This window comes from Ruania halotolerans (genome assembly GCF_021049285.1).
Taxonomy (GTDB): domain Bacteria; phylum Actinomycetota; class Actinomycetes; order Actinomycetales; family Beutenbergiaceae; genus Ruania; species Ruania halotolerans.
The window spans coordinates 16,423-40,164 of sequence record NZ_CP088017.1 but is presented as its reverse complement, the minus strand read 5'-3'; the positions used below and the strand labels follow the sequence as shown (position 1 = coordinate 40,164).

At 67.7% G+C, this 23,742-nt stretch carries 23 protein-coding genes; 8 read left to right on the top strand and 15 right to left on the bottom strand.

Translation table 11 applies throughout. The features are described 5' to 3' along the window. Positions 1-133: 133 nt before the first annotated feature. From LQF10_RS00190 to LQF10_RS00180, 3 genes are all read left to right on the top strand, one after another. Entirely contained in the window at positions 134-802 is a 669-nt protein-coding gene (locus tag LQF10_RS00190; protein ID WP_231065498.1) for a GntR family transcriptional regulator, read from the top strand. Between the two features lie 472 nt (positions 803-1,274). Further along, positions 1,275-2,048, top strand: coding sequence for an NPXTG-anchored protein (locus tag LQF10_RS00185; RefSeq protein ID WP_231065497.1), 774 nt, complete (start codon positions 1,275-1,277; stop codon positions 2,046-2,048). Between the two features lie 21 nt (positions 2,049-2,069). Further along, positions 2,070-2,777, top strand: a complete 708-nt coding sequence (locus LQF10_RS00180; protein ID WP_231065496.1) for a sortase domain-containing protein — start codon at positions 2,070-2,072, stop codon at positions 2,775-2,777. A gap of 13 nt (positions 2,778-2,790) precedes the next feature. Here the strand turns inward: LQF10_RS00180 and LQF10_RS00175 are convergent, their stop codons facing one another. The 6 genes from LQF10_RS00175 to LQF10_RS00150 all read right to left on the bottom strand — a co-directional run bounded on the left by LQF10_RS00175 (position 2,791) and on the right by LQF10_RS00150 (position 8,662). After that, a complete protein-coding gene (locus LQF10_RS00175) occupies positions 2,791-3,618 on the bottom strand; it encodes an ABC transporter permease (RefSeq protein WP_231065495.1) in 828 nt (275 codons plus the stop codon). After that, positions 3,615-4,505, bottom strand: a complete 891-nt coding sequence (locus LQF10_RS00170) for an ABC transporter permease (RefSeq protein ID WP_231065494.1) — start codon at positions 4,503-4,505, stop codon at positions 3,615-3,617. Before LQF10_RS00170 ends, LQF10_RS00175 begins: the two co-directional genes overlap by 4 nt. Next, positions 4,498-5,424 (bottom strand): ABC transporter ATP-binding protein, encoded by a 927-nt coding sequence (locus tag LQF10_RS00165; RefSeq protein ID WP_231065493.1) that lies wholly within the window; start codon positions 5,422-5,424, stop codon positions 4,498-4,500. Before LQF10_RS00165 ends, LQF10_RS00170 begins: the two co-directional genes overlap by 8 nt. A gap of 41 nt (positions 5,425-5,465) precedes the next feature. Beyond that, positions 5,466-6,434 (bottom strand): hypothetical protein, encoded by a 969-nt coding sequence (locus LQF10_RS00160; RefSeq protein WP_231065492.1) that lies wholly within the window; start codon positions 6,432-6,434, stop codon positions 5,466-5,468. A 91-nt stretch (positions 6,435-6,525) separates the two neighbouring features. Then, complete coding sequence (locus LQF10_RS00155) at positions 6,526-7,740, bottom strand: cation:proton antiporter domain-containing protein (protein WP_231065491.1); 1,215 nt, start codon at positions 7,738-7,740, stop codon at positions 6,526-6,528. Positions 7,741-7,912: 172 nt separating this feature from the next. Continuing rightward, entirely contained in the window at positions 7,913-8,662 is a 750-nt protein-coding gene (locus LQF10_RS00150; protein WP_231065490.1) for a GntR family transcriptional regulator, read from the bottom strand. A gap of 192 nt (positions 8,663-8,854) precedes the next feature. Between LQF10_RS00150 and iolC the strand changes: the two genes are divergently transcribed. The 4 genes from iolC to iolD all read left to right on the top strand — a co-directional run bounded on the left by iolC (position 8,855) and on the right by iolD (position 13,708). Then, positions 8,855-9,814 carry a 5-dehydro-2-deoxygluconokinase gene (gene iolC, locus LQF10_RS00145; RefSeq protein WP_231067392.1) on the top strand — a complete coding sequence of 320 codons (960 nt, stop codon included), beginning with the start codon at positions 8,855-8,857 and terminating at the stop codon, positions 9,812-9,814. Continuing rightward, a complete protein-coding gene (locus tag LQF10_RS00140) occupies positions 9,811-10,707 on the top strand; it encodes a Cgl0159 family (beta/alpha)8-fold protein (protein ID WP_231065489.1) in 897 nt (298 codons plus the stop codon). Before iolC ends, LQF10_RS00140 begins: the two co-directional genes overlap by 4 nt. Positions 10,708-10,781: 74 nt before the next feature. Then, complete coding sequence (gene iolB, locus LQF10_RS00135) at positions 10,782-11,696, top strand: 5-deoxy-glucuronate isomerase (protein ID WP_231065488.1); 915 nt, start codon at positions 10,782-10,784, stop codon at positions 11,694-11,696. Then, positions 11,693-13,708: a 3D-(3,5/4)-trihydroxycyclohexane-1,2-dione acylhydrolase (decyclizing) gene (iolD, locus tag LQF10_RS00130; protein ID WP_231065487.1), complete on the top strand. Its 2,016-nt coding sequence runs from the start codon at positions 11,693-11,695 to the stop codon at positions 13,706-13,708. Before iolB ends, iolD begins: the two co-directional genes overlap by 4 nt. Positions 13,709-13,795: 87 nt before the next feature. On the opposite strand, the gene LQF10_RS00125 is transcribed toward iolD, so the two are convergent. Together LQF10_RS00125 and LQF10_RS00120 are read right to left on the bottom strand one after the other, a co-directional pair. Next, positions 13,796-14,731, bottom strand: a complete 936-nt coding sequence (locus tag LQF10_RS00125) for an aldo/keto reductase (protein ID WP_231065486.1) — start codon at positions 14,729-14,731, stop codon at positions 13,796-13,798. A 32-nt stretch (positions 14,732-14,763) separates the two neighbouring features. Continuing rightward, the gene (locus tag LQF10_RS00120; protein ID WP_231065485.1) at positions 14,764-15,624 is read right to left on the bottom strand and encodes an aldo/keto reductase; all 861 of its coding nucleotides are present in this window, start codon (positions 15,622-15,624) and stop codon (positions 14,764-14,766) included. A 130-nt stretch (positions 15,625-15,754) separates the two neighbouring features. Here LQF10_RS00120 and LQF10_RS00115 point away from each other — a divergent pair, with 130 nt between their 5' ends. Further along, positions 15,755-16,642 carry a LysR family transcriptional regulator gene (locus LQF10_RS00115; RefSeq protein ID WP_231065484.1) on the top strand — a complete coding sequence of 296 codons (888 nt, stop codon included), beginning with the start codon at positions 15,755-15,757 and terminating at the stop codon, positions 16,640-16,642. A 19-nt stretch (positions 16,643-16,661) separates the two neighbouring features. Here LQF10_RS00115 and LQF10_RS00110 read toward each other — a convergent pair whose 3' ends face one another. From LQF10_RS00110 to LQF10_RS00080, 7 genes are all read right to left on the bottom strand, one after another. After that, complete coding sequence (locus LQF10_RS00110; RefSeq protein WP_231065483.1) at positions 16,662-16,946, bottom strand: DUF2277 domain-containing protein; 285 nt, start codon at positions 16,944-16,946, stop codon at positions 16,662-16,664. 81 nt (positions 16,947-17,027) lie between these two features. After that, positions 17,028-17,828 (bottom strand): TspO-related membrane protein, encoded by an 801-nt coding sequence (locus LQF10_RS00105; RefSeq protein ID WP_231065482.1) that lies wholly within the window; start codon positions 17,826-17,828, stop codon positions 17,028-17,030. Between the two features lie 138 nt (positions 17,829-17,966). Continuing rightward, positions 17,967-18,737, bottom strand: coding sequence for a hypothetical protein (locus LQF10_RS00100; RefSeq protein WP_231065481.1), 771 nt, complete (start codon positions 18,735-18,737; stop codon positions 17,967-17,969). Further along, entirely contained in the window at positions 18,734-18,889 is a 156-nt protein-coding gene (locus LQF10_RS00095) for a ribbon-helix-helix domain-containing protein (protein WP_231065480.1), read from the bottom strand. The genes LQF10_RS00100 and LQF10_RS00095 overlap by 4 nt, the downstream gene beginning before the upstream one ends. Before the next feature lie 208 nt (positions 18,890-19,097). Next, positions 19,098-21,887, bottom strand: coding sequence for an alpha-L-rhamnosidase (locus tag LQF10_RS00090; RefSeq protein WP_231065479.1), 2,790 nt, complete (start codon positions 21,885-21,887; stop codon positions 19,098-19,100). A gap of 24 nt (positions 21,888-21,911) precedes the next feature. Beyond that, the gene (locus LQF10_RS00085) at positions 21,912-22,745 is read right to left on the bottom strand and encodes a carbohydrate ABC transporter permease (RefSeq protein ID WP_231065478.1); all 834 of its coding nucleotides are present in this window, start codon (positions 22,743-22,745) and stop codon (positions 21,912-21,914) included. Positions 22,746-22,845: 100 nt separating this feature from the next. Then, positions 22,846-23,742 (bottom strand): carbohydrate ABC transporter permease, encoded by an 897-nt coding sequence (locus LQF10_RS00080; protein WP_435531457.1) that lies wholly within the window; start codon positions 23,740-23,742, stop codon positions 22,846-22,848.

Sequence of the window (23,742 nt, the reverse complement as noted above, 5' to 3'; positions counted from 1 at the left end):
AGCAATCGGGTCCCGGAGTAGCGACGCTGGGCCGGAACGGCGAGCAACGGAGAGCGAAAGAGGCGATCATGAGAGCAACCGTGCCGCGCTGCGCGCTGACCCGCGCGCCGCACCGACCAGGAGAGGCCTCGCGATGACGTTGGGAACCATCGGACCCCGCACGTCCCTGAGCGAGCACGTGGTGCGGATCCTGCGGGCGAAGATGGCAGGCGGCGAGTTGCCGCCGGGCGCTCGGTTGCGCGAGGCCGAGATCGCCGAGGCACTGGATGTCAGCCGCGGCCCGGTACGAGAGGCACTGGCCCTGCTCGAGGCCGAAGGGCAGGTGGAGATCAAACGGCACCGTGGCGCATTCGTCTCGATCCTGACCCAGCGCGACGTGGAGGAGGTGCACACACTGCGGACCGCCGTCGAGACCCTCGCCGGTGAGCGGGCGGCCACGCGCCTCACGCCCGATCACCTGGCCGAATTGGACCGGGTGCTCGAAGAGATGAAGCGCACCTCAGGTGCCGTGCAGCCCGAAGAAGCGGTGGCCCTCGACCTCGCCTTCCACGACGTGATCTATGACGCCGCCGATCACGTCCGGCTACAACGCGTATGGACCTCGATCCGCAGCCAGGTGGCGTTCTTCCTGCACACCCGCAACATCAACTTCCCGGACTTCCCCACTGTCGGCTACCCCGAGCACAAGGAGTTGCGGGACATCCTCGCCTCCGGCGACCCCGCAGCGGCACGAGAGGCCGTGGCCGAGCACATGCGCGGGGCCTACTCGCGGTTGCGGCAACTCGAGCTTCCCGAAGCCTGAGCAGACCAGGCTCCTCCAGGCAGGCACGCTCACCCCGGCCCGGCGCTGAGATCGCCGCTGAGGCTGACGCGCTGATCACCTCCAAGCGGTGCGTCGATGCGCCCCAAGTGCTGGTGCCGTCGGCCGCGCGGTCGACGGTGAGAAATCTGATCGCGATCACACCCATCCGCACGTTCGAGGTCTCCGAACCCCGTGTATCAGGACCCCGATCGAGGTGGGAGCACGACGATGCGCACGATGGTGACGACATCCGCTGCCGTGACCGCCCCCTCCGGAGCGCGCCTACGGACGCCTCGGAGGGCGGTGATGCCGGCACCGGTCTGCTCGCCGTGCTGAAACCGGCCGAGCACACCCCCCACAGGCACGACCGGCACCCCACATCGGGTGCCGCACCGACACCGGCCGAGACCGAGCTGTCGGGCTCCGGTGGCACAGACGCCAGCGGAATGGACGAATCACATGAGGGAGAGACATGCGGAATCGAATGCTACTGACAGTCCCCGCGATCGCACTGGGCGCACTCACGCTCACCGCGGCCCCGGCCATGGCCGACACGCACGAGTCCTGGTCGGGTCAGGCAAGCCTGGAGTCACTGAACGACAGCGGCACCACGGGTGAGGCCATGATCGAGCTGAACGGAAGCGAAGCCACAGTCTCGATCAACGTCTCCGGTGCGGCAGCAACGTTCATGGACGGACCCTTCCCGCACGCGCAGCACATCCACATCGGTGCCGACGGGGTCTGCCCAGACCCGAGCGCCGACACTGACGGTGACGGCGCCGTGAGCACACCCGAGGGCGTGCCGTTCTACGGTGAGGTCAGCACCTCGTTGACCACTGAGGGCGACACCAGCGCCGATTCGGCGCTGGCCATCGACCGCTTCCCCGGTGGTGACGCGTACACCTATGAGCGCACCTTCGAGCTCAACGACGACACCGCTGCGGCTCTCGCCGACGGCACCGCCGTCGTGGTCATTCACGGTGTGGACCCGGCCAACCTGAGCGAGGAAGCGGCCGAGAAGATGAGCCCGCTGAACGAGGAGCTGCCGCTCGCAGCCACGCTGCCGGCAGCCTGCGGCACGGTGAACGTCTCGCAGATGGGCGCGATGCCCGAGGGTGGCGCTGACACCGGTTCACCGGTCCAGCCGGTGGACAACACCGGCCTCGCCGTGGGTGTCGCAGCAGGTGCCCTGGTACTCGCCGGTGGCGGAGCCTGGGCGATGCGCCGCAACTCCACCCGCGCGTGATCAGGTGACCACGGTTCACTGATGATGCGTCACACCTACGGTCGCCGCGCAGGCCTTGCGGTCTGCGCGGCGGCCGCCGCACTCGCCCTGACCGCCTGCGCCGGGCCGGACGACGGAGCTACCGCGCCCGCGCCGACCAGCGCGGGCCAGGTGGAGGAGATCCCGGCCCAGGACGCGCCGACGGCGGAGCCCTCCCCCACACCATCACCGACCACCGAGCCCACCGAGCCCACCGAGGCAGCCGAGCCGGAAGCCGAGCCCGCCTCGCTACCGGCCTCTGAGCCGACGGTGGTCTCCGTCCCCGCGATCGGCGTCGACGCCGAACTCATGGATCTGGGCCTGCAGGACAACGGGCTGATCGAGGTTCCCCCGTACAACCTCGGCTCTCCACCCGGGTGGTACGTGCACTCCCCGACGCCGGGCGAGATCGGCCCCTCCGTGGTGCTCGGTCACCGCAACGGTATCGAGGGCGGACCCGGGATCTTCGCCGATCTGCCGCAACTCGAGGTTGGCGACAGCATCGAGGTGGCGCGCGAGGATGGTTCGGTGGCCACGTTCACGGTCTACCGCACCGAGCTGTTCGACAAGAGCCGCGAGGGATTCCCCACGCTGGAGGTCTACGGCAACACCACCGAGGCCGAGATCCGGCTGATCACCTGCGACGGCCTCAATGACGCCACGGGTGTGCTGGAGGACAACTTCATCGCCTACGGCGTGCTCGACTCCTGACGCCTCGCACCCCTCAACGCAGGAAGAGCGCCCGCAGCCGGGTGGTGGTCAGCCACAATCCTGCGCCCACCATCCCGACGAAGTAACCCACGTGCACGGCGGTGATCCAGGTCAGGTGGCCGACGGAGAGCTGGCGCATCAACTCCACCGCATGCCACAGCGGCAGCGCCATCACGACCCACTGCACCGCTTCCGGATAGACGGTGATCGGGTACAGCGTGGCCGAGAACAGGAACATCGGCAGCATCACGAAGTTCAGCAGATCCATCTGCTGGAACCGGGTCATATAGCTGGTCACGCCCATCCCCAGGGCGGCGAAGCCAAACGCGATCAACACCGCCACCGGCACCATTGCGAGCGCCCACCACGAGGTCACCAGGCCCATGATCGCGAGCACGCCGAGGAATCCCACGGCATAGAGCAGGCCGCGGAAGAGCGCCATCAGGATCTCCCCGAGCGCTACATTCCACGGCGAGAGCGAAGTCTGCAACATCGCTTCATACAGTTTGGCGAACCGCAGCTTGAAGAACACGTTCCAGGTGGAGTCATAGAACGCGCCGTTCATCGCCGAGGTGGCCAGCAGGGCCGGAGCGATGAACGCCGCGTAGGTGATCTCCCGGCCACCCGGGCCTTCCACCGCGCCCACGAGCGTGCCCATTCCGATGCCCATCGCGAGCAGGTAGAACACCGGCTCGAAGAAGCCGGAGACCAGGATGATCCAGTTCTGGTTCCGGATTACCGTGAACCCGCGTTCCAGGACGGACCTGACGCTGCTCCGGGCGCCCGGCTCGGCCAGCGACGCCGCCCCCGCGGGCCCACCGGTGCGGTCCAGCACACTCATGAGATCAACCTCCGTGCATACACTCGCCGCGCCCAGAGCACCCCGGCGAGCCCAGCTGCGGCAAGCACCACCACGTGCACCGCGATGAGCCATCCGGGCACCTCCGCGCCGTACGAGGCAACCCGGGCGAGCTGGGTACCGTGCCAGACCGGCGAGAGCCACCCGATCCACTGCAGGTAGACCGGCATCACCGAGAGCGGGAAGAACGTGCCGGAGAACAGGAACATCGGCATCACGATGAACCGCTGCACGAAGGAGAACTGGAACCCTTCACCCTCCAGGCTCGCCGCGTAGGCCTGCAACGGGGCGCCGAACGCCACGGCGGCGAGCACCCCGATCGGCACCATCAGCACCGACCACCCCAGGGTGGTCGCGCCGAATGCCACCGCGATCACCCAGAAGATCGCAGACTGCACCACGAAGCGGATCACCACGGCAAGCAGATGGCCGAGCGCGATCTGGTCCGGTCGCAAGGCGGTGGCGCCCGGGCCGTAGTAGGTGCGCATCCACTTGAACCCGGCCATCACCGGATAGGTCATCTCGCCGGTCACTGACATCACCACGGTGGAGACCAGCAGCGCCGGTGCCACGAAGGTCAGGTAATCCACCCCGTCCACAGTGCCGACTCCGCTGCCCACCAGTGCACCCAGGCCGAGGCCCATGGCGATGATGTACAGCAGGGGTTGCCCGATCGCGGTGATCGCGTTCGGCACGAGGTAGGCACGCATGCCACGCAGCGTGGTTTCGGCGTAATACCACGCACCGAATCGACGGGCGCGGCCCGCCATCTCGGCATGGCTCGGCGCGCGCCCGGAGTACGCCAGGCCGGTCGTGTCCAGGTCGTCGTGGTGATGCCCCACTGCGGTCTGGTCGGCACGCTCAGTCAATGAGAGACCTCCCCGTGAGGCGGAGGAACACGTCCTCCAGGGAGGAGCGCCGTACGAGCGAGGTCACGGGGGCGAGACCACGGTGAGCGACCTCTTCCAGGGCGGCTTCGCCGTCGTCGGCATAGATCAGCACCCGATCCGGGAGCACCTCGATCCTGCTGCCCACGCCCGCCAGTTCGGCCACCACCTCGGCATTGCGGGCCGAGCCGAAGCGCAGCTCCACCACCTCGCGGGTGGAGTACTCCCGGATCAGCTCGCGCGGGCTGCCCTCGGCCATGATCCGGCCGTGGTCCACCACGATGAGACGGTCGCAGAGTTGTTCGGCCTCATCCATGAAGTGCGTGGTCACCACCAGAGTGGTGCCGGCCTCCTTGAGGCGGAACAGCCGGTCCCAGAGCACGTGCCGGGCCTGCGGATCCAGCCCGGTGGTGGGTTCGTCCAGGAGCAGGATCTGCGGCTCGTTCACCAAACCTCGGGCGATCGTGAGGCGCCGCTTCATCCCGCCGGAGAGGGACTGGACCTTCTCCTTCGCTTTCGCCTCCAGCTGGGCGAAGGCGAGCAGTTCATCGGCTTTGGCGGACAGGAACGTGCGGGAGAGACCGAAGTAGCGCCCGTACATGATGAGGTTCTCGCGCACCCGCAACTCCTCATCGAGATTGTCCTGCTGCGGAATCACGCCCAGGTGGGCGCGCACCGTCGGGCCGTCGGGTCCCGGATCCATCCCGAGGACGCTCAGCTCGCCGCCGGTGCGGTCCAAAGTGCCGCCGATCATCCGCATCGTGGTGGACTTACCGGCACCATTCGGGCCGAGCAGCCCGAAGCTCTCTCCGGGCCGGACCTCGAAGTCGATACCGTCCACGGCAACGAAATCGCCGTAGGTCTTGCGAAGCTCCTTGGCGCTGATCACTGGCTGGGTCACAACGATGCACTCTACGTCTGAGTACCGACAGACCGGCACTCTTATGGCGAGTCGTCGCGTCCCGGGAGGGTCTGCGCAGCGAGTTGACGCCTGCGCCGCCAGGCCAGCACGCCCGCGATCACGGCACCCACCATCCCGATGGCCAGGGTCACCAGCACCAGCGGGCCCGCGTTGTCCGGTGCGAGCGCCGCTGCGAGCACATCCAGGCCTGCGCCGATCAGTTCGCCTGGGTTGTTGGCAGCGGCACGATAGCCGGCCACATACGAAAGCGCCGTCAAGGCCGCCGGGAGGACGTACAGCAGAATGAGGCTCAACAGCCAGGCGACCACCCGGCCGAGCGTGCGGGCGCCACACCACCCGAGCGCCAGTCCGACCAGTACCGCGGGCAACCATCGCAGCGCCACGACGGCGTCCGTCGCCAGCGCAGAGGCAGTTGCCGGGGAGGGCATGATCAGCAGTCCTGCCCAGGCGGTCGCCGCTGGGGCGGCGAAGGCGACGGCGAGGGGCACCCCACCGCGCCGGCCCCGCCCGAGCAGGCCGAGCACGATCAGTCCGCCGAATGCGCTGAGTCCGGTCCACGTGATGATCAGCGCCAGGTAGACCCGGGCGCGAGTACTGTCCTCCAGGCCCGCGCTCAGTACCAGCGCGGCCTGCACCACGGCGCCCAGATAGCCGATGCTCAATCCCAGCGCGGCCAGCGCCGTGGCCCGCGACCGCCTCGCTGCGGGTGCAGCGTGCACCAGCAGACCGGCGAGGAGGCCAGGTAGCACGAGCATTCCGAGGATGGCGGTGAGGTAGTACTGGTTCAGCGGAAGGAGCGCGATGGGCATCTGCGCCGGGAGGGCATCGACCTCCCACAGGTTCTGCAGTGGCAGCACTGGCCCCTGGCGCAGCCACGGCACCAGGCCGATGATCACCGCCGTCAGACCGGCCAGTGGGTACACCCACACCGGCAGCAGCAGGCCGGGCGAGGCGGCCGGGCCCGTGTTCGGTCGAGGCCGGGTGGTCATGCCCTCGATCCTGACATGTGAAACCCATCGCGATCTCCGGGCCGGCACCAGGCGCCGTTGGGCATGCAGGGCCGCACGCGGGCTCCGTCGCTCACGATGCTGCCTCCCCGGCGGACCGGGCGTAGAGCTTGCGCCCGGGTGTGGAGGTCAGGCCATAGACGAGCACACTGGCCGCGACCATGAGAGAGCCGACCGCGAAGAGGCGCGGATCGGTGACGCCCTGCTCGAGGCTGTGCGCCAGGTAGAACAGCGAGCTCACGCCCATCGGACCGAACCAGCCCAGGAACACCGCCTGCTGCTTCGGCAACCGCATGGGCCGCGCCAGCGTCAGCACGAGGGGAACGCGGCGCAGGAGGAGCACGAGGAGCACAAACACGACGGCGGCCGGGCCCAGTTCGACCCATTGCGCCCAGGGCAGCACCACACCGAGCACGAGGAACAGCGGCAGGGCGAGGTAGCGGTTCACCGCTTCGTCAATCGCCTGCTGGGGCTCGCGTTGATCCCGAGTGGTCATGCGGTTGTAGACCGTCCCAGCCACGAACACCGCGAGAATTCCGTCTGTCTGGGCCACCTTGGCCACACCGAGCACGCCCACCGCAAGAAGCAGCGGAAGAATCAGGTCCGGTGCGCGTTCCAACTCCCGGTTCCTGGTGGCCCGGCGCACACCCCAGCCAGCCAGGGCACCGGTGGCTATCCCGATGACCACCCCCACAAGCACCTGATACGTCAGGAGTCCTGCCGCTGCCCCCAGCGTCTGCGCCGGGAGAACGGCCACCAGTGCCAGGCCCACCAACGGCAGGGCAAGGCCGTCGTTGATGCCACTTTCCACGCTCAACGTGTGGCGCAGCCTGCCGGGTAGGTGTCTTTCCGCCGGCTCGCCGGAGACCACCGAGCTGGCGAGCACCGGGTCGGTCGGGCACAGGCAGGCACCAATGAGCGCAGCGAGGGCCAGTGGCACACCCATCACCAGGGATGCCGCGCCGGAGATCACCGCGGCAAGCGGCATGACGATCGCAAGGAGCAGGAGGACCGGGCGGACGACCCGGCCGAGTTCAGAAGCGCGGAACCGCAGCGCAGCAGCCATCACCGACAATGCCACGATGAGCCTGCTGCCCTCCAGGAGCACCACATCGCGCACCTGATCGGTGATCTCCACCAGACCGAGCACCTGCGGTCCCAGCACCACTCCAAGCGCCAGGGCAACCAGGGGTTCGCTGAGCGGCACCTGGCGCATCCCGTAACTGACGAGCGCCAGAATGGCGGCGAGGACACCCATCAGACCGTAGGTCAGGTGGAGTTCCTCCACGAGGTGGCCTCCTTCTCAGGGCGTCAACGGCTCCCAGCACGCTAACGTGCCTGCCTCGGGAGGGCAGGTCGAGCGAAGATGTCCCTCCCGGGCGAACCGTGGCCTGCCCCCGTCGGTGGTACGCCGGCCCTGCCGCGCCGCACGCGATCGGGCCGACCACGGGAAGCGGCGCCTACTGCGCGAAGAGGGTGGTGGAGAAGCTGTACCGGCTTGCCCGGTAGATGTGCTGGCCGTGTTCGATCGCGCGGCCGGTGGAGTCGAAGGCGGTGCGCTCCATCGTGAGGACGGCCGTCTTCGGCTTCTCCTCCAGCAGGCGCGCCTCGGCGGCGGTGGCCGCACGGGCCCCGATCTGCTGGTGGGCCATATGGATCTCCACTCCGGCCTCCCGCAGTGCGTGATAAAGACCCACGGCACCGAGCTGTTCATAGCTCGGGGCCAGCTCCAGCGCGATGAAGTTGGTCATCAGGGCCAGCGGCTCGCCATCGGCCCTGCGAATGCGCCGGATCGTGACGACGTCTGCCCCATCGGGCAGTTCCAGGGCCCGGCTCACCTCTGGCGAGCCGGGCGCCACGTTGTACTCCAGCACCGAGGTGGTGGGCTTTCGGCCGGTGCGTTCGAGGTCGTCGTAGAGACTGGACAGGTCCACTTTGCGACGCACCCGCACTGGCGCCACCTGCGTTCCGACTCCACGTTTGCGCACCAGCATGCCCAAGTCCACGAGCTCGGCCAAGGCGCGGCGGGCAGTCGGGCGGGAGACGCGCAACCTCTCGGCGAGAGCGATCTCGTTCTCGAGGCGCTGCCCGGGTGCGAGAGCACCGCCTTCAATGGCCTGCTCGATCGCAGTGGCGAGCTGGTGATACAGCGGTGTCGAGCTGGTTCGATCCAGTTCAACACGCACGATGGCTGCCTCCTCGGACCCCATCACCCCTCCTTGGTTAGCACGGCGTGTACCCGCGAGCATACAAACTCTAGGTGACAGCAGCATATGTTAGGACAATCGGGTGTACCGATCCGCCTTCGTAGGGCACAATCGTGAATGTCTCGCCGCCTGGCGAGCACCCACCCACGCGCATGCACGCTGGAAAGGTTGGTTACGCAGGTGTTGGTCGTCACCATGGGGCGCTCCGGCGTCGACCTCTACCCCTTGCAGATCGGGGTCGGACTCGAGGACGTCCAGTCCTTCGGGAAATTCCTCGGCGGGAGCCCCACGAACGTGGCCGTGGCCGCTACCCGGATGGGCAGCCCCGCCGCCGTGCTCACCGGGGTGGGAGATGACCCGTTCGGCCGGTATGTGCGTCAAGAGATGCGCCGCCTCGGGGTCAGCGATGACTACGTGATCACCGATCCGGACCTGCCCACCCCGATCACACTGTGCGAGATCTTTCCCCCGGACGACTTCCCGCTGTATTTCTACCGCCGGCCCAGTGCCCCGGACCTGCAGCTGCGTGAGGCGGATATGCCGATGGAGCAGATCGCGCAGGCTGAGCTGTTCTGGGTGTCCGGTACCGGCTTCTGTACCGAGCCGAGCCGATCCGCGCACCACGCCGCGCTGACCCACCGAGCCCTCCACAGCACATCGGGCCACACCGTTCTCGACCTGGACTACCGCCCGATGTTCTGGCCTGAACCCGACGAGGCGACCGCCCAGATGCAGCGGGCGCTCGCACAGGTCACAGTCGCCGTCGGCAACTCCGAGGAATGCGAGGTGGCAGTCGGGGAGACCGAACCGGAACGGGCCGCAGATGCGCTCCTCGCCGCGGGCGTACGGCTGGCCATCGTCAAACAGGGCCCGGCCGGCACGCTCGCCAAGACTGCCACCGAGCGCGTGGAGGTGCCGCCCACCCAGATCGAGGTGGTGAACGGGCTCGGCGCAGGGGACGCGTTCGGCGGCGCGTTGGTGCACGCACTGATCAACGACTGGCCGCTGCAGCGCACGATCGAGGCCGCGAGCGCAGCCGGGGCGATCGTCGCCTCCCGCTTGGAATGTTCCACGGCGATGCCCACGCTCGCCGAGGTCGACGCCGTGCTCGCGGGCACCCCGGTGGCCGAAGTGAACGCGCAGGCCGGCCGATGAGCGGCACGAGCGGGACCACCACCGCACCGATCGCGATCGCAGATCTGCCGCAGATCCGCGCGCATACGCCGCACCGGATCGCCGAGGCTCTGGCCACCCGCACACCAGGTCGCCTGCCTGCACCGGGTGAACGGCTGATGATCATCGCCGCCGATCACCCGGCCCGGGGTTCGCTCGGCGCCGGGCCGGATGCGATGGCGATGGCCGACCGCACCGACCTGTTGGGCCGGATCACCGATGCCCTGGCCCGTCCGGGTGTGCATGGCTTCCTCGGCACGGCAGATCTGATCGAGGATCTGGCTCTGCTCGGCGCCCTGGAGGGCAAACTGGTCTTCGGCTCCATGAACCGCGGCGGACTTCCCGGTGCGGTGTTCGAGGCCGACGACCGCTTCACCGGCTACGACGCGCGCGGGATCGCCGAGGCCGGTTTGGCCGGTGGCAAGATGCTGCTCCGGGTGGCGCCTGCTGAATCGGGCACGGCCGAGACCTTGGAGCGATGTGCCAACGCCGTCAACGAACTCGCCGACCGTGAGCTCGTCTCGATGGTGGAGCCGTTCTGGAGTTACGTCGAGAACGGGCGACTGCGCAACGACCTCTCCCCCGAAGCGGTGATCCGGTCGATCGCCGTGGCCAGCGGCCTCGGTCGCACCTCAGCGCGCACCTGGCTGAAGCTGCCCGCAGTGGCCGAGCCGGAGCGGGTGATGGCCGCCACCACCATGCCGAGCCTGATCCTCGGCGGTGAGGTACCCGAGGACCCCGACGCCGCTCTGGCCAGCTGGCAGGCAACCCTCGCCTGCCCCAATGTGCTGGGTCTGGTGATCGGCCGTACGTTGCTGTATCCACCGAACGGTGACGTGGGAGCGGCTGTGGACGCCGCCACTGCGTTGCTCTAACTCGTGCACTGGCCGTTGCGATGACCGGCTCAAGCAACAGACTGATCGAATCGGATCGAGGAGGATCGCCCACCATGAGCGATGCAGAACTGCTGGTGCAGGCCGGGAGTGCACCGAACGGCCCGTTCGCGCTGGAGATCACGCCCGAGCGGGCGGGCTGGGCCTACTCGGGACTGAAGATCCTCGAGATGTCCGCCGGGGCCGCCGTCACGATATCCACGCAGAGCGACGAGGCAATCGCGCTGCCGATGGCAGGCTCGTTCGAGATCACCGTGGGCGAGCAGACGTTCCACCTGCACGGGCGGCCCGATGAGTTCTCTGCGCTCACCGACTATCTGTATCTCCCACGCGGCGCCACGGCCGAGGTGCGAACGAGCGGGGACCACGCGAGGAGCCGGCTCGCGCTGCCGACCGCGCGAGCCGAGGCCACCCTCTCTGCCTCCTACCATGGCGCCGATGAGGTGCGTCTGGAGCTGCGGGGCTCGGGAATGGCCTCGCGTGAGGTACGCAACTACGCCCTCGGCAATGCGGTGACCACGGACCGCCTGCTCGCCGTGGAAGTCATCACCCCGGGGGGCAACTGGAGCTCCTATCCGCCACACAAGCACGATGAGCACACCGAGGACGAGCGGGTGCTGGAGGAGATCTACCACTTCCGCATCCGCTCCCACGCCCCGGGTGCGGACCCCGCCAGTGGCGTCGGATACCACCGTCAGCACGGCACCGCCGAGCGACCGATGGAGCTGCTCGCCGAGGTCCGCAACGGCGACACCGTACTCGTGCCGCACGGGTACCACGGGCCGTGCATGGTGCCGCCGGGATATGACATGTACTACCTGAACGTGATGGCCGGCCCGGAGCGGGACGGCGTGTGGAAGATGACTGATGACCCGCACTACGCCTGGGTGCGCGAGACATGGCCGGAGCAGGACGTTGACCCGCGGCTGCCACTCGCCGGTGGCACGAACGGTGAGGAGGCGCAGGAATGACCGCACCGGTTGGTGAGAGCGCGCCGAACAGCGAGCAGAATGACACGGTGCGACTGACCGTGGCACAAGCGCTCGTGCGGTTCCTCTCCGTGCAGTACACCGAACGCGATGGCATCCGCCAACGACTGATTCCCGGGGCGTTCGGGATCTTCGGGCACGGGAACGTGGCCGGCGTGGGGCAGGCGCTGCTGCAGAACGCCCTCGACCCGGACGACGGTGAGGAGCCGCTGCCGTACTACCTGGTGCGCAACGAGCAGGCGATGGTGCACAGCGCCGTCGGGTTCGCGCGCAGCCGGAACCGGCTGCAGACCTTCGCCTGCACCGCCTCGATCGGACCCGGGTCGACGAATATGGTCACCGGTGCCGCCCTGGCCACGATCAACCGCGTGCCGGTGCTGCTGCTGCCCTCGGACATCTTCGCGACCCGCCGCCCGGACCCGGTCCTGCAGCAACTCGAGGACCCGCGCTCTCCGGATGTCAGCGTGAACGATGCGTTCCGGCCGGTCTCCCGGTTCTGGGATCGGATCATCCGGCCGGAACAGCTGATCGCCTCGCTGCCGCAAGCGATGCGGGTGCTCACCGACCCGGCCGAGACCGGGGCCGTCACCCTGTGCCTGCCGCAGGACGTGCAGGCCGAGGCGTTCGACTTCCCGCTGGCGTTGTTCCGCGAGCGCACCTGGCACGTGGCCCGGCCCGTCCCGGAACCGGCTGCCCTCGAGCGCGCAGCCCAGGTGATCCGCACAGCGAAACGGCCACTGCTGGTGGCCGGCGGCGGGGCGATCTACTCCGGCGCGAGCGAGGCGCTCGAAGCGTTCGCGGACGCGACCGGCATTCCGGTAGCAGACACCCAGGCCGGCAAGGGTGCGCTGCCTGCGGACCACCCGTGCGCCGTCGGGGGTGTGGGGTCCACCGGTGCGGCGGCCGCGAACGCACTCGCCGCACAGGCCGATGTGGTGATCGGCGTGGGAACCCGCTACTCGGATTTCACGACGGCGTCCCACACGGCCTTCGCCGACCCGGACGTGCGCTTCGTCAACCTGAACGTGGCAGGCTTCGACGCCGCCAAACACAGTGCCGAGATGCTGGTGGCGGATGCCCGCGAGGGTCTGACGGCGTTGGCCGGTTCCCTGCACGGCTACCGGGTCGACGAGCGCTACAGCGCCGAGGCGCGTACCCGCGCCGAGGACTGGGCACGGGTGACGGCGGAGCTGACTGGTGCAGGCAGCTCCGGTGCGGGAAGGTCCAGCGAGGCGAGCGCCGATGTGGGCGGCGCCGCAGCATCTGCCTCCGGCGAGAACAGCGGCCACGCACCCCTGCCGGCGCAGGTGCGGGTGTTCGGGGCGTTGAACGAGCTGATGGGCGCCGAGGACGTGGTGATCAACGCCGCCGGGTCGATGCCCGGTGACCTGCAGGCGCTGTGGCGGGCCGCCGGGCCGGCGCAGTACCACCTGGAGTACGGCTACTCCTGCATGGGGTATGAGATTCCGGCCGCCATCGGGGTTCGGCTGGCGCGCCCGGAGCCGGAGCATCAGGTGGTGGCGATCGTCGGAGACGGCACGTACCAGATGATGCCTACCGAATTGGCGACCATCGTGGCCGAGCGGCTCAAGGTGATCGTGGTGGTCCTGCAGAACCACGGCTTCGCCTCGATCGGCGCGCTCTCGGAGTCAGTGGGATCACAGCGATTCGGCACCGAGTACCGAATGCGCGATTCCGGCTCCGGCCGCCTCGAGGGCGACCACGTGGGCGTGGACCTGGCCGCCAACGCCGCCAGCTTCGGGGTGCGGACCATCTCCGTGGACACGATCGAGCAGTTCCGCAGCGCCTATGCCGAGGCGGCGGCCGCCGACGATGCCACGGTGATCGTGATCGAGACCGACCCCCGTGGTCCGAACCCCCCGGCCACCAACGGCTGGGACGTGCCGGTGGCCGAGGTGTCCCGGCTGGAGAGCACCCAGCAGGCCTACGCGGCGTACGCCGAGCTCAGGGCGAGGCAGCGGCACTACCTGTAGGGCCGCCGTCGGCGATCTCGCCCCTCTGCTCTGCGCCGGGGACCCTGCCCCGGGGCGCGGCCGGACCTGCTCGCCCAGGAGCTCCGCTCAGGGAACGGTGTACCCGGCGGCGCGGAACAGCTCGTACCACTCCGCCCGGGTGAGCGGGATGTCCGAGCCTGCCGCTGAAGCCGTCACCCGCTCCGGTGTGGTGGTGCCGATGACCACCTGCATCTGCGCCGGGTGCCGGGTGATCCACGCGACTGCGATGGCAATGGCCGGTACGTCGTACTTCGCGGCGAGCCGATCGATCACCGCGTTCAGCTCCGGATAGCGCTCGGATCCCAAGAACGGGCCGTCGAAGAACCCGGCCTGGAACGGGGACCACGCCTGTACGGTGATGCCGTTCAGACGGCAGTAATCGAGGAGGCCGTCCTCACGCGCGATCGACTGGTCCAGGTTCTGCATGTTCGCCGCCACACCCTGGGCGATCATCGGCGAGTGCGTGATGGACAGCTGCATCTGGTTCGCCACGATCGGCTGAGTCACGGCCGTCTTCAGCAGATCGATCTGGCGCGGGGTGTGATTGGAGACGCCGAAGTGGCGCACCTTCCCGGCGGCGGCGAGCTCGTCGAAGGCGCGGGCCACCTCCTCGGGCTCCACGAGTGCGTCCGGGCGGTGCAGCAGCAGGATGTCCAGGTAGTCCGTGCCGAGCGCCTCCAGTGACCCGTTCACACCGGAGATGATGTGCTCGTAGGAGAAGTCGAAGTAGGGGCCGTTCTCGCGGACGATGCCGGTCTTGGACTGGATGATCAGCTGCTCGCGCTGGGAGCTGCTCAGCTGCATGGCTTCGGCGAACCGTCGTTCACAGCCGTGCGTCTGCGAGCCGTAGATGTCGGCGTGATCGAGGAAGGTGATACCGGCGTCGGTGGCCGTGCGCACCAGGGTGCGCACCTCGTCGTCGGTCTTGTCCTGGATGCGCATCAGCCCGAGCACCACGTTCGGTGCGGTGAGATCGGTGCCTGGCATGGTGAAGGTCTTCATTGGGCTCCTCAGCAGGATGGTGAAAGTGGCGGTCAGGCGGCGGAGAGCCGGGCGACCTGGTCGTCGGTGAGCTCCACGGCGGCGGCGCCGACCGAGTCGAGGATGCTCTCCGGGCGGGAGGCACCCGGGATCGGCACCACCACGGGGGCAAGTGCAAGCTCCCAGGCAAGTGTCACCTGATAGACGCTCACCCCCACCTCCTCGGCCACGGCCTGGAAGGTGGCGTGCTGCGCACCGAGTTCGGCGGCATTGGCGATGCCACCGAGCGGGCTCCACGGAAGGAAAGCGATCCCCAGTTGGGCGCAGTGCTCCAATTCGCCCTGACTGGAACGGAACCGCGGGGAGAACTGATTCTGCACACTGACCAGGCGGCCGCCGAGAATCTCGTTCGCCTCGTCGATCTGCGCGATGTCCGTATTCGAGATGCCGGCCATCTGGATCACGCCTTCGTCCAGCAGCTCCGCGATCGCACCCATCGAATCAGCGAACGGGACCTCGGGATCGGGGCGGTGGAACTGGTACAGCCCGATCGCCTCCACGCCGAGGCGCCGCGCGGAGTCCTTCGCGGCCGCCTTCAGTCGTTCGGGGCGTCCATTCTTGGTCCAGGACCCGTCACCTGGGCGTTCGGTGCCGCCCTTGGTCGCCACCAGCACCTCGTCGGCACCGACGCTGCGCTCGCGCAGAGCCCGTGCAACGAGCACTTCATTGTGACCTTCCTCGCCGGCATCGCGGTGATAGGAGTTCGCCGTATCGATCAGGGTGACGCCCGCGTCGAGTGCGGCGTGAATCGTGGCAATCGACCGTTGCTGGTCTGGCCGCCCCTCGATGGACATGGGCATCGCGCCGAGCCCGATGGCGGATACGGTCCGCCCTCCGATGGTGCGTTGCTGCATTTCCGATCTCCTCTACGAGATGGTGCGCCGGGATCGTGACCCGGCCCGATAGATGGATCTACCCTAGGAACCCTCGAATCTAGAAGTCCAACAACTCTCACATGTGGGATTGAGAAGCGGAAGTGATCTGATGGATCTGCGGCAAATGGAGTACCTCGTCGCCCTTGCCGACGAACGTCACTTCACCCGGGCGGCCGCCGTCGCCGGCATCTCCCAGTCTGGCCTCTCCGCGGCAATCCGCAGCCTGGAGAGCGAACTGGGCACCACACTGTTCACCCGCACCACCCGCAGGGTGGAGCCCACCGAGGCCGGTTACGCGCTACTGCCGTTCGCGCGATCGATGTTGGAGCAGGCTGCGGGCGCACGGGATGCGGTGGTCCGGGCCGGCGCGGCATTGTCCGGGCGGTTGCGGATCGGCGCGGAGCAGTGCCTCGGCATGGTCGATGTGAACGGGCTCCTGGAGCGATTCCACCGCAGGCACCCGCTCGTGGAGACCCACTTCGCGCAGGCGGGCTCCCTCGATCTGGTCGCGATGATTCGCTCCGGCTCGCTGGATGTGGCGTTCGTGGCCACCGAGAAGCACCTCGGAACGCTGCGGCATACGACGATCGGCCAGGAGCCCCTGGTTGCGCTGATGCTGCCCGATCACCCCCTCACCGCTGTGCCCGACGTGTCATGGGAGTCCCTGCAAGATCACGAGTTCGTGGACTTCGGCACCTCCTGGGGGGTGCGCACGCTCAACGACGACGCCTTCACCAGCAGAGGCCTGCACCGGCGGGTGCGGTGCACGGTGAACGATGTGCACACCCTGTTGGACCTGGTGGCTCGCGGCCTGGGAATCGCCGTGGTCCCGCAGCACGTGGCGGCCAAACCGCAGGCCGAGGCACTGGCCATTCGTCCGCTGGCGCAGGCGGATTCAGCACGGTGGACGGTCTCGGTGCTCAGCTCGGCCTGGGACCAGGCCGAGTCGCCGGCCACCTACCTGCTGGATTTGCTGCCTGTCCCGGCCGGGCGCTGACGTACACGGCCGCGATGGCTTAGGCGCTCGCCGCCTCGGTCCCATAGCGTTTGGCTGCCCGCGCCTTGGCCTTGGCGGCCTCGGTCTCGCGATCCTTCGGCGGCGCCTTGGTGGTCAGGTCCGCAAGCAGATGTTCGGTGGTGTGGGCGATATCGGCCACCGCCTGGTCGAACGCTTCGGCGTTCGCGGCGGAGGGTTTATTCATCCCGCTCACCTTGCGCACATACTGCAGTGCGGCGGCGTACACCTCTTCGGAGGTCGCGTGGGGTTCGAAATTGTGCAAGGGGCGAATGTTGCGGCACATGGTCCGAGACTGGCACGGCGGCGCCTGTTGCGCTAGAGGAAACGGGCCGCCGTTCGGGAACGCTGCGGCGCGCTAGCCACGTCAGGCGGGCGGGGAACCGGTCCCGGATCTGGTGCGCCGCAGGGCGGCACGCATGAGCACGGTAACTACCAGGATGACAACCGCGACGGCGACGGCCGTCACGCCCACCGAGGGTGCGGATGGTTCGCCGGTGAGGCGGGCCACGGCTATCCACCCCACGCCCCAGGCCATCGCCGCAGCAATCGCGAACCGAGCACCATAGCTGCGCGCGTACACCGCGGCGAGGACGAGCACGGCGATCAGGATGAAGATGGTGATCGCCTCGGCGAGCAGGCCCGTGGGCGGCATCCCCGCGGCCACCAGCGCCGCCGCGAGGTTCGCGCAGGTCGCCACGGCAACCCAACCCAGGTAGAGCCCGAAGGTGCCGTCCACCACCACGAGCTCGGCGCGCCCAGCGGGCCGGTGCGCGGTGAGGCGGGCCAGCACCACCTTGAGTACCACCGCCAGAGCCAGGATCACCGCGACGCTCGCCCAGAGCCAGCCGAGCTGAATCGTCAGCAACCAGGCACCGTTGAGCAGCATCGACGCAGCCGCCCACCACCCCACGGCGCGCGCTCGTGCCGTGGCGCTCACCGGCAGCCACTGCCAGACCACATACCCGGCCAGACCCAGGTAGATCACCGACCAGATCCCGAACGCCCCGCTCCCAGGCGCGATCAGCGTGGCATCAGCCGCGAGCGCGCCGCCCGCGGCCTCGGATACCTCCGTTCCGCCCAGTGCGCCGACCCCGAATGCCGTGGCCACCGCGCAGAGCACGGCCGAGGCCGTGACGGCGATCCGGCGCACGAGGTCGTTGCTCACTCATCCAAACTACCCATGCGGCCCGCCCGCCGTTCTGATTCCACGGACACACCTTCCGCGCGCGGACACACCTTCCAACCTGTGTCGGGACTCGGAAGTTGTGTCTGCGTCGAGGAAGCTGCTCGCTATCAGTGGTGGTCAGGTGCGTGCAGGATGGATCTCGATGCGACATCCGTCCGGATCTGTCACATGCACCGCACGCACGGCGTCGACCACCACCCGCGCCTGGTACCCGGCCGCACTGAGTCGCACCGCGAGCGCATCGAGGTCCTCGGTGGTCTCGAACCCGAGCCGAGCGATTGATGTGCGATCCGCGAACGGAGAGGCTGCAGACGACGTCGGATACTCGCCGCTCATCGGCTTGTGCAGCCCGATCACGCCCGAGACATCAGATGCACGCAACGCCTCCCACCACTCGTTGGCGCCTGCCTCCGGAACGAATCCGAAGGTGCCGAAGAAGGTCCGATCGGCTTCTCGGTCCACGCTCGGACGCACCATGGTGACGCTCAGGCGAGGGTCGCCTTCGCCGTCATGACCCAGGTACCCGTACAGGTCGTCCTGATACTCATTGATCCAGATACCTCCGCCGGTGGGGTCGGTAACGCCTGCGTGCTGGCCGTAGGACTCGTCCCACACCGTCGTCGAGATCCCGCGAGACTCCAGTTCGGCCGCCGCGGCGGCGGCACTGCGCGTCAGGAGCACCAGTTGTGTCTCGCCGGGAGCGGCGCCGATGTCGCTCGATGCCGCCTGATGCACGCCGACCCACCCGGCACCGGCGCGCAGCACTCCGAACCAGTCGCCTGCGGTCGTCAGCACTTTGCGCATGCCCAGGGTCTCGAGGAATGCCACCATTGCCGGCGGGTCTGCGCTGAACCGATAGGGACTGACGGCGAATTCGACCTGACTCATGACTCCTCCTCCACGGACTCCAGGTACGCCGTCAGTGCCCGTTCAACGCACGCCGAGAGGGAGACGCCCTCATCGATCGCGCGGTGCTTGATCGCCCGGACGAGTTCTGGCGGCAGGTAAACATTGCACTGCACCTTCGCTGCGGCTTGCATACTCGCATGCTAGCAATCTAGACATTAGCCTGCAACGGCCGACGACTCGACGGCGCTACTCGCGTTCCGGCTCGCCGCAGTGTTCGACTGCCGGAACGAGGAACTCTTCGAGCCCTGATCCGTCACGGACACACCTTGCGTGCGCGGACACACCTTCCAGCCTGCGTCGGGACTCGGAAGGTGTGTCCGCGTCAGGGGCGTCCGCGATTCACCGACCGAACGTGGCGTTCACCCGCTCGAATGCCGCCGGCAACTGCTCGCGCACCTCACCGGAAACCCCGAACAGCATTGTGGACAACGGCTGGCCATCCGACCATGCCGTGCCGTGCCGCAATCGGTCGCCGAGCTCGGCGTCGATGGCAGCGACCTCGGCCAGGAGGGCCTCGTGGGCGCGCCGGTCGTCCACAATCGCCCCAAGGGGGGTGTCCCAGCCAATCGAGCCCACCGGCGAACTCTGCCGAGGATCCTCGATCACCCACTCGTGAGAGCCCGAACCCACCTCACACGGCTCGCACCCGGGTAGGGCGATTTCCGCCGTCGTGTTCGCGGGGATCACGGCATGCACCCGCAGGGTGCCATCACCGGTTTCAGCCCAGCTGGACTCGGCCAGTCCGTAGGGGGTCTCCTGCCGCGCCGACGCCAGTTCCATGCCCTCGATCGGCACGGGCGCGATCCGCAGCTTCGCATAGCCCGGGGCCGCCGGTGCGAGGCCGGCCAGGCCGCGGTGCAGCCAGTCCGCGATCGCGCCGAAGGCGTAGTGATTGAAGGACGTCATCTCACCGGGGTTGATGGAGCCGTCCGGGAGCATCGAGTCCCACCGCTCCCAGATCGTGGTGGCACCCATGGTCACTGCATACAGCCAGGACGGCACCCCGGTCTGCAGCAACAATCGGCCCGCGGCGTCGGCATGCCCAGTCACCGTCAGCGCGTCGGCGATGATCGGGGTGCCGACAAACCCGGTGCCGATCACATACCCGTCCCGGCGCACGATCTCCGCCAGCCGGTCCCCCATCGCCTGAGTGGTCTCAGCATCAACGAGGCCGTAGGAGATCGCCATCGCATAGGCGGTCTGGGAGTCAGAGACGATCCGCCCAGCCCCGGTGACGTACTCGCGCACCCACGCCTGACGCGCACGCTCGGCGTAGTCGCCATAGTGGGCAGCGTCCTCGGTATGCCCGAGGATCGTGGCCGCCCGGGTGAGCACCAGCGCTGAACGCACCACGTGTGCGCTGGCCACGATGTCCTTGTCGGTGCGCGCGCCGCCCGGCTGGTCCGGCGGTGCGGCCGGGTCGAGCCAGTCACCGAACTGGAAGTCGCCCTCCCACAGCAATCGGTCTCCGGCCAGGCCGACCAGCACGTCCACCCACGACTTCATCGAGGGGTACTGCTCCTGCAGCGCCGCCCGGTCACCGAAGCGATCGAAGAGCACCATCGGCACCACCGTGGCCGCATCGCCCCACGCCGCGGCCGCCTTCGGCTCACCGAGCACATGGGGCACCACGAACGGAGCGATCCCATCGGCGCGGCGCTGCTCGATCGCCACGTCACGCAACCACGAGGTCAGGAAACCATCGGAATCGAACAGCGTGGCCGCCGTCGGGGAGAACACTTGGATGTCCCCGGTCCACCCCAGGCGCTCATCACGCTGTGGGCAGTCGGTGGGAAGGGAGACGAAGTTGCCGCGCATCCCCCACACCACGTTCTCGTACAGGCGGTTCACGAGCTCATGGGAGCTGGTGAACCAGCCGGTGCGGCGCATATCGCTGCTGATCATCACCGCCGTGAACGCCGCCGGATCGAGATCACCCGGCCAGTCGCTCACCTCGGCGTAGCGGAATCCGTGGAAGGTGAACTCGGGTTCGAACACATCATCGCCGCCGGAGCAGGTGAGCGTGTCCGTGGCCTGGGCGTACCGCAGCGGACGGATGCCGAGCTCATCGTGCTCGAGCACTTCCGCATGCCGGAGCGTGATGGTGTGCCCTGCGGGCCCGCTCACCCTCACCCGCAGCCGCCCGACGAGGTTCTGGCCGAAATCGAGCACGGTCTTCCCGGATGGCGTGGTGATCACCTCAGCCACCGGCAGCTCATCCACACGCCGCACCGGTTCGGCCGGGTCGGCTTCTGGCACCACGCCAATGTCCGTCACGACGGCGGCCGGCCAGGTCGAGTCGTCAAAGCCCACCTGATCCCAACCCGGCAGGGCTCGCCGGGCATCAACGGCCTCACCTTGATACAGGCCACTCGCCGTGATCTCCCCGACGGCGGCCGCTCGCCACTCCTCGTTGGTCACGATCACCTGGGTGGTGCCGTCCGCGAGTTCGATATGGAGCTGTGCGGCAACGACGGGCTGGTCACCGTAAATCCGGCGGCCTGCGCCGTGGAAGCCGAACTCTTCCGTCCACCAGGCGCCGGCAAACCGGATGCCGATCGCATTGGCGCCTGGCCGGATCAGATCGGTCACATCGGTGGCCTCATGCACCAGGCGTTCGTGATAGTCCGTCCAGCCCGGCTTGAGCACAGCATCATCGACATCAGTTCCGTTGATGCTCGCTTGATAAACGCCGCCAGCCGTGGCGTACAAGGTGGCGCTACGCACCGGTCCAGCGACCTCGATCTCGGTGCGCGCCCTGCCTGGGCACGCCACACCCACAGGCTCGGCCAGCCCGATGAACGCGGCCTGCCATTCGCCCTCGGCGAGGAACGTACTGCGCAAGGCGACCGGTTCGGACCACTCGGTGGTGACGCCGTCTGTGGAGGTGACCCGCACCTGCAGTTCATGGTGTGCATGCGGTTCCAGCGGTGCGAAGGGCCAGTCGACGAAAACGGACTCCGCTGTTTCCAGCCGGACCGGCTCACCCCCGTCCAGCCGGATCTCGGCCGCGGCCTGCCGCCACGGCTCATCCGACTCAACGATCCAGGTCACACGAGGCGTTGGACCATCGGCCAGTGGTGCGTCATTACGTCGTTCTACCCGGACCCGGGTGACGCGAGAACTCATGCGAGATGCTCCCATTGTCGAATGTCAGCCTTTGACGGCGCCGGAGGTGAGTCCGGCGACGATCTGGCGGTTGAAGAAGATGTACATGATCAGTGGCGGGATGGTGATCAGCAGAATGTCCATGAACAGCAGATTCCACTGGTTCGAGGATTGACTCTGGAAGTTGTAAAGGGTCAGTTGCACGGTGGCATTGTCATCGCCAGGCAGGAAGTACAACGGGTTGGCGAAGTCGTTGAAGATCTGCACCGACTGCACCACGATCACCGTGACGACCGTGGGTTTCATCAACGGCAGGATCACCCCGAGGAAGATCCGGAACGGGCCAGCCCCATCGATGATCGCCGCCTCGTCCAGCGACCGTGGGATCGTGGCGACGAATGCCCGGAACAGAAGGATCGAGAATGCCAGCCCGAACGTGATCTCGATCAGGATCAGGCCCGGCAACGTCCCGAACAGGCCAACGGTCTGCAGCACCCAGACAGTGGGCACCACCGCGGGTGGCACGATCAGGCCGGCGAGGACGAAGAAATTCGCGACGGTGCGGATTTTGGAGGCACGCCGTTGCATGACATACCCGACCATGGCGGCGATCACCACGAGGAAGGTCACGCTGGCCACGGTCAGGACCGTGGAGTTCACGAATGCGCGCGCCACGATGTAATCGCGTTGAGTGATGACTTCGACGAAATTCTCCACGAACGCCAGTTCCGTGGGCCACGTGAACGCCAGCTCAGAGGCTTCCTGACGCGTCTTCATCGCCTGAATGATGATGAAGGCGAATGGCAGAATGAAAATGATGACGGACGCCACAACAGCAGCGATCCCAATGACCCAGCGCATGGTGCGCTCACGCTTCATCGTCGAACCTCCTCTGTGCAGGAGCACTGCGGTGCCTCGCTACGGTGCACCTCGCCCCTCGGCGCCCCTGCCTGCGGCAGGACGTTGCGGCTCCTCGCGCTCATTGCTCGATCTCCCGCTTGTTCAGCATCAGTGAGATCGGGACCATGATCGCGGTGACCACGAGGAACAACACCACGTTCCCGGCGGTGGACAGGCCGTAGAAGCCGGCCTGGTACTGCTTGTAGATGACCGAGCCGATCACGTCGGAACTGAAGCCCGGCCCGCCACCAGTGGTGGCCCAGATCAGGTCGAACGAACGCAACCCCCCGATCAACGACAAGATGATCACGGTGCCGGTGGCGGGTTTGACCAGAGGAAGCGTGATGGACTTGAACACCGCCCACTTGCTCGCCCCATCGACCCGGGCGGCCTCGTAGTACTCCTGCGGGATGGCGACCAGGCCGGCGATGTAGATCAGGCACGCGATCCCCAGGCCTTTCCACACATCGATCCCGGCGATCGTCAACAACGCCAGGTCCGGATCGGTCAGCCATCCCGGACCGGTGATCCCCAGCGTCTCGAGCGCACCGTTGACCACGCCGTCGAAGGGGTCCAGCAGCGCCTTGAACATGATCCCCACCCCGATCGTGGAGACCAGCACCGGGAAGAAGATCACCGACCGCAGATAGTTGCGCCCGACCAGCGCCGAGGTGAGCAACACGGCCAGCGCCAGTCCGATCACGACTTTCAGACCCGAGGTGACGAAGCCGTAGATCAGCGTGTTGATGAAGCTCTGATACAGCTGCGGTTCACGGAAGAACTGGATGTAGTTCTCCAGCCCGATGAACTCCTGGTCGAACAACGTCCAGCGGGTGAGGCTGAAGTAGAACGACGCGAATGTCGGGATGGCGAAGAACACCAGGAACAACACCGCCGCGGGCAGGTAGAACCACAGCGGATACGCATGGCGAGCGGTGCCCAAGGTGCGGACCTTACGAGCCCTGCCGGCCCGCAC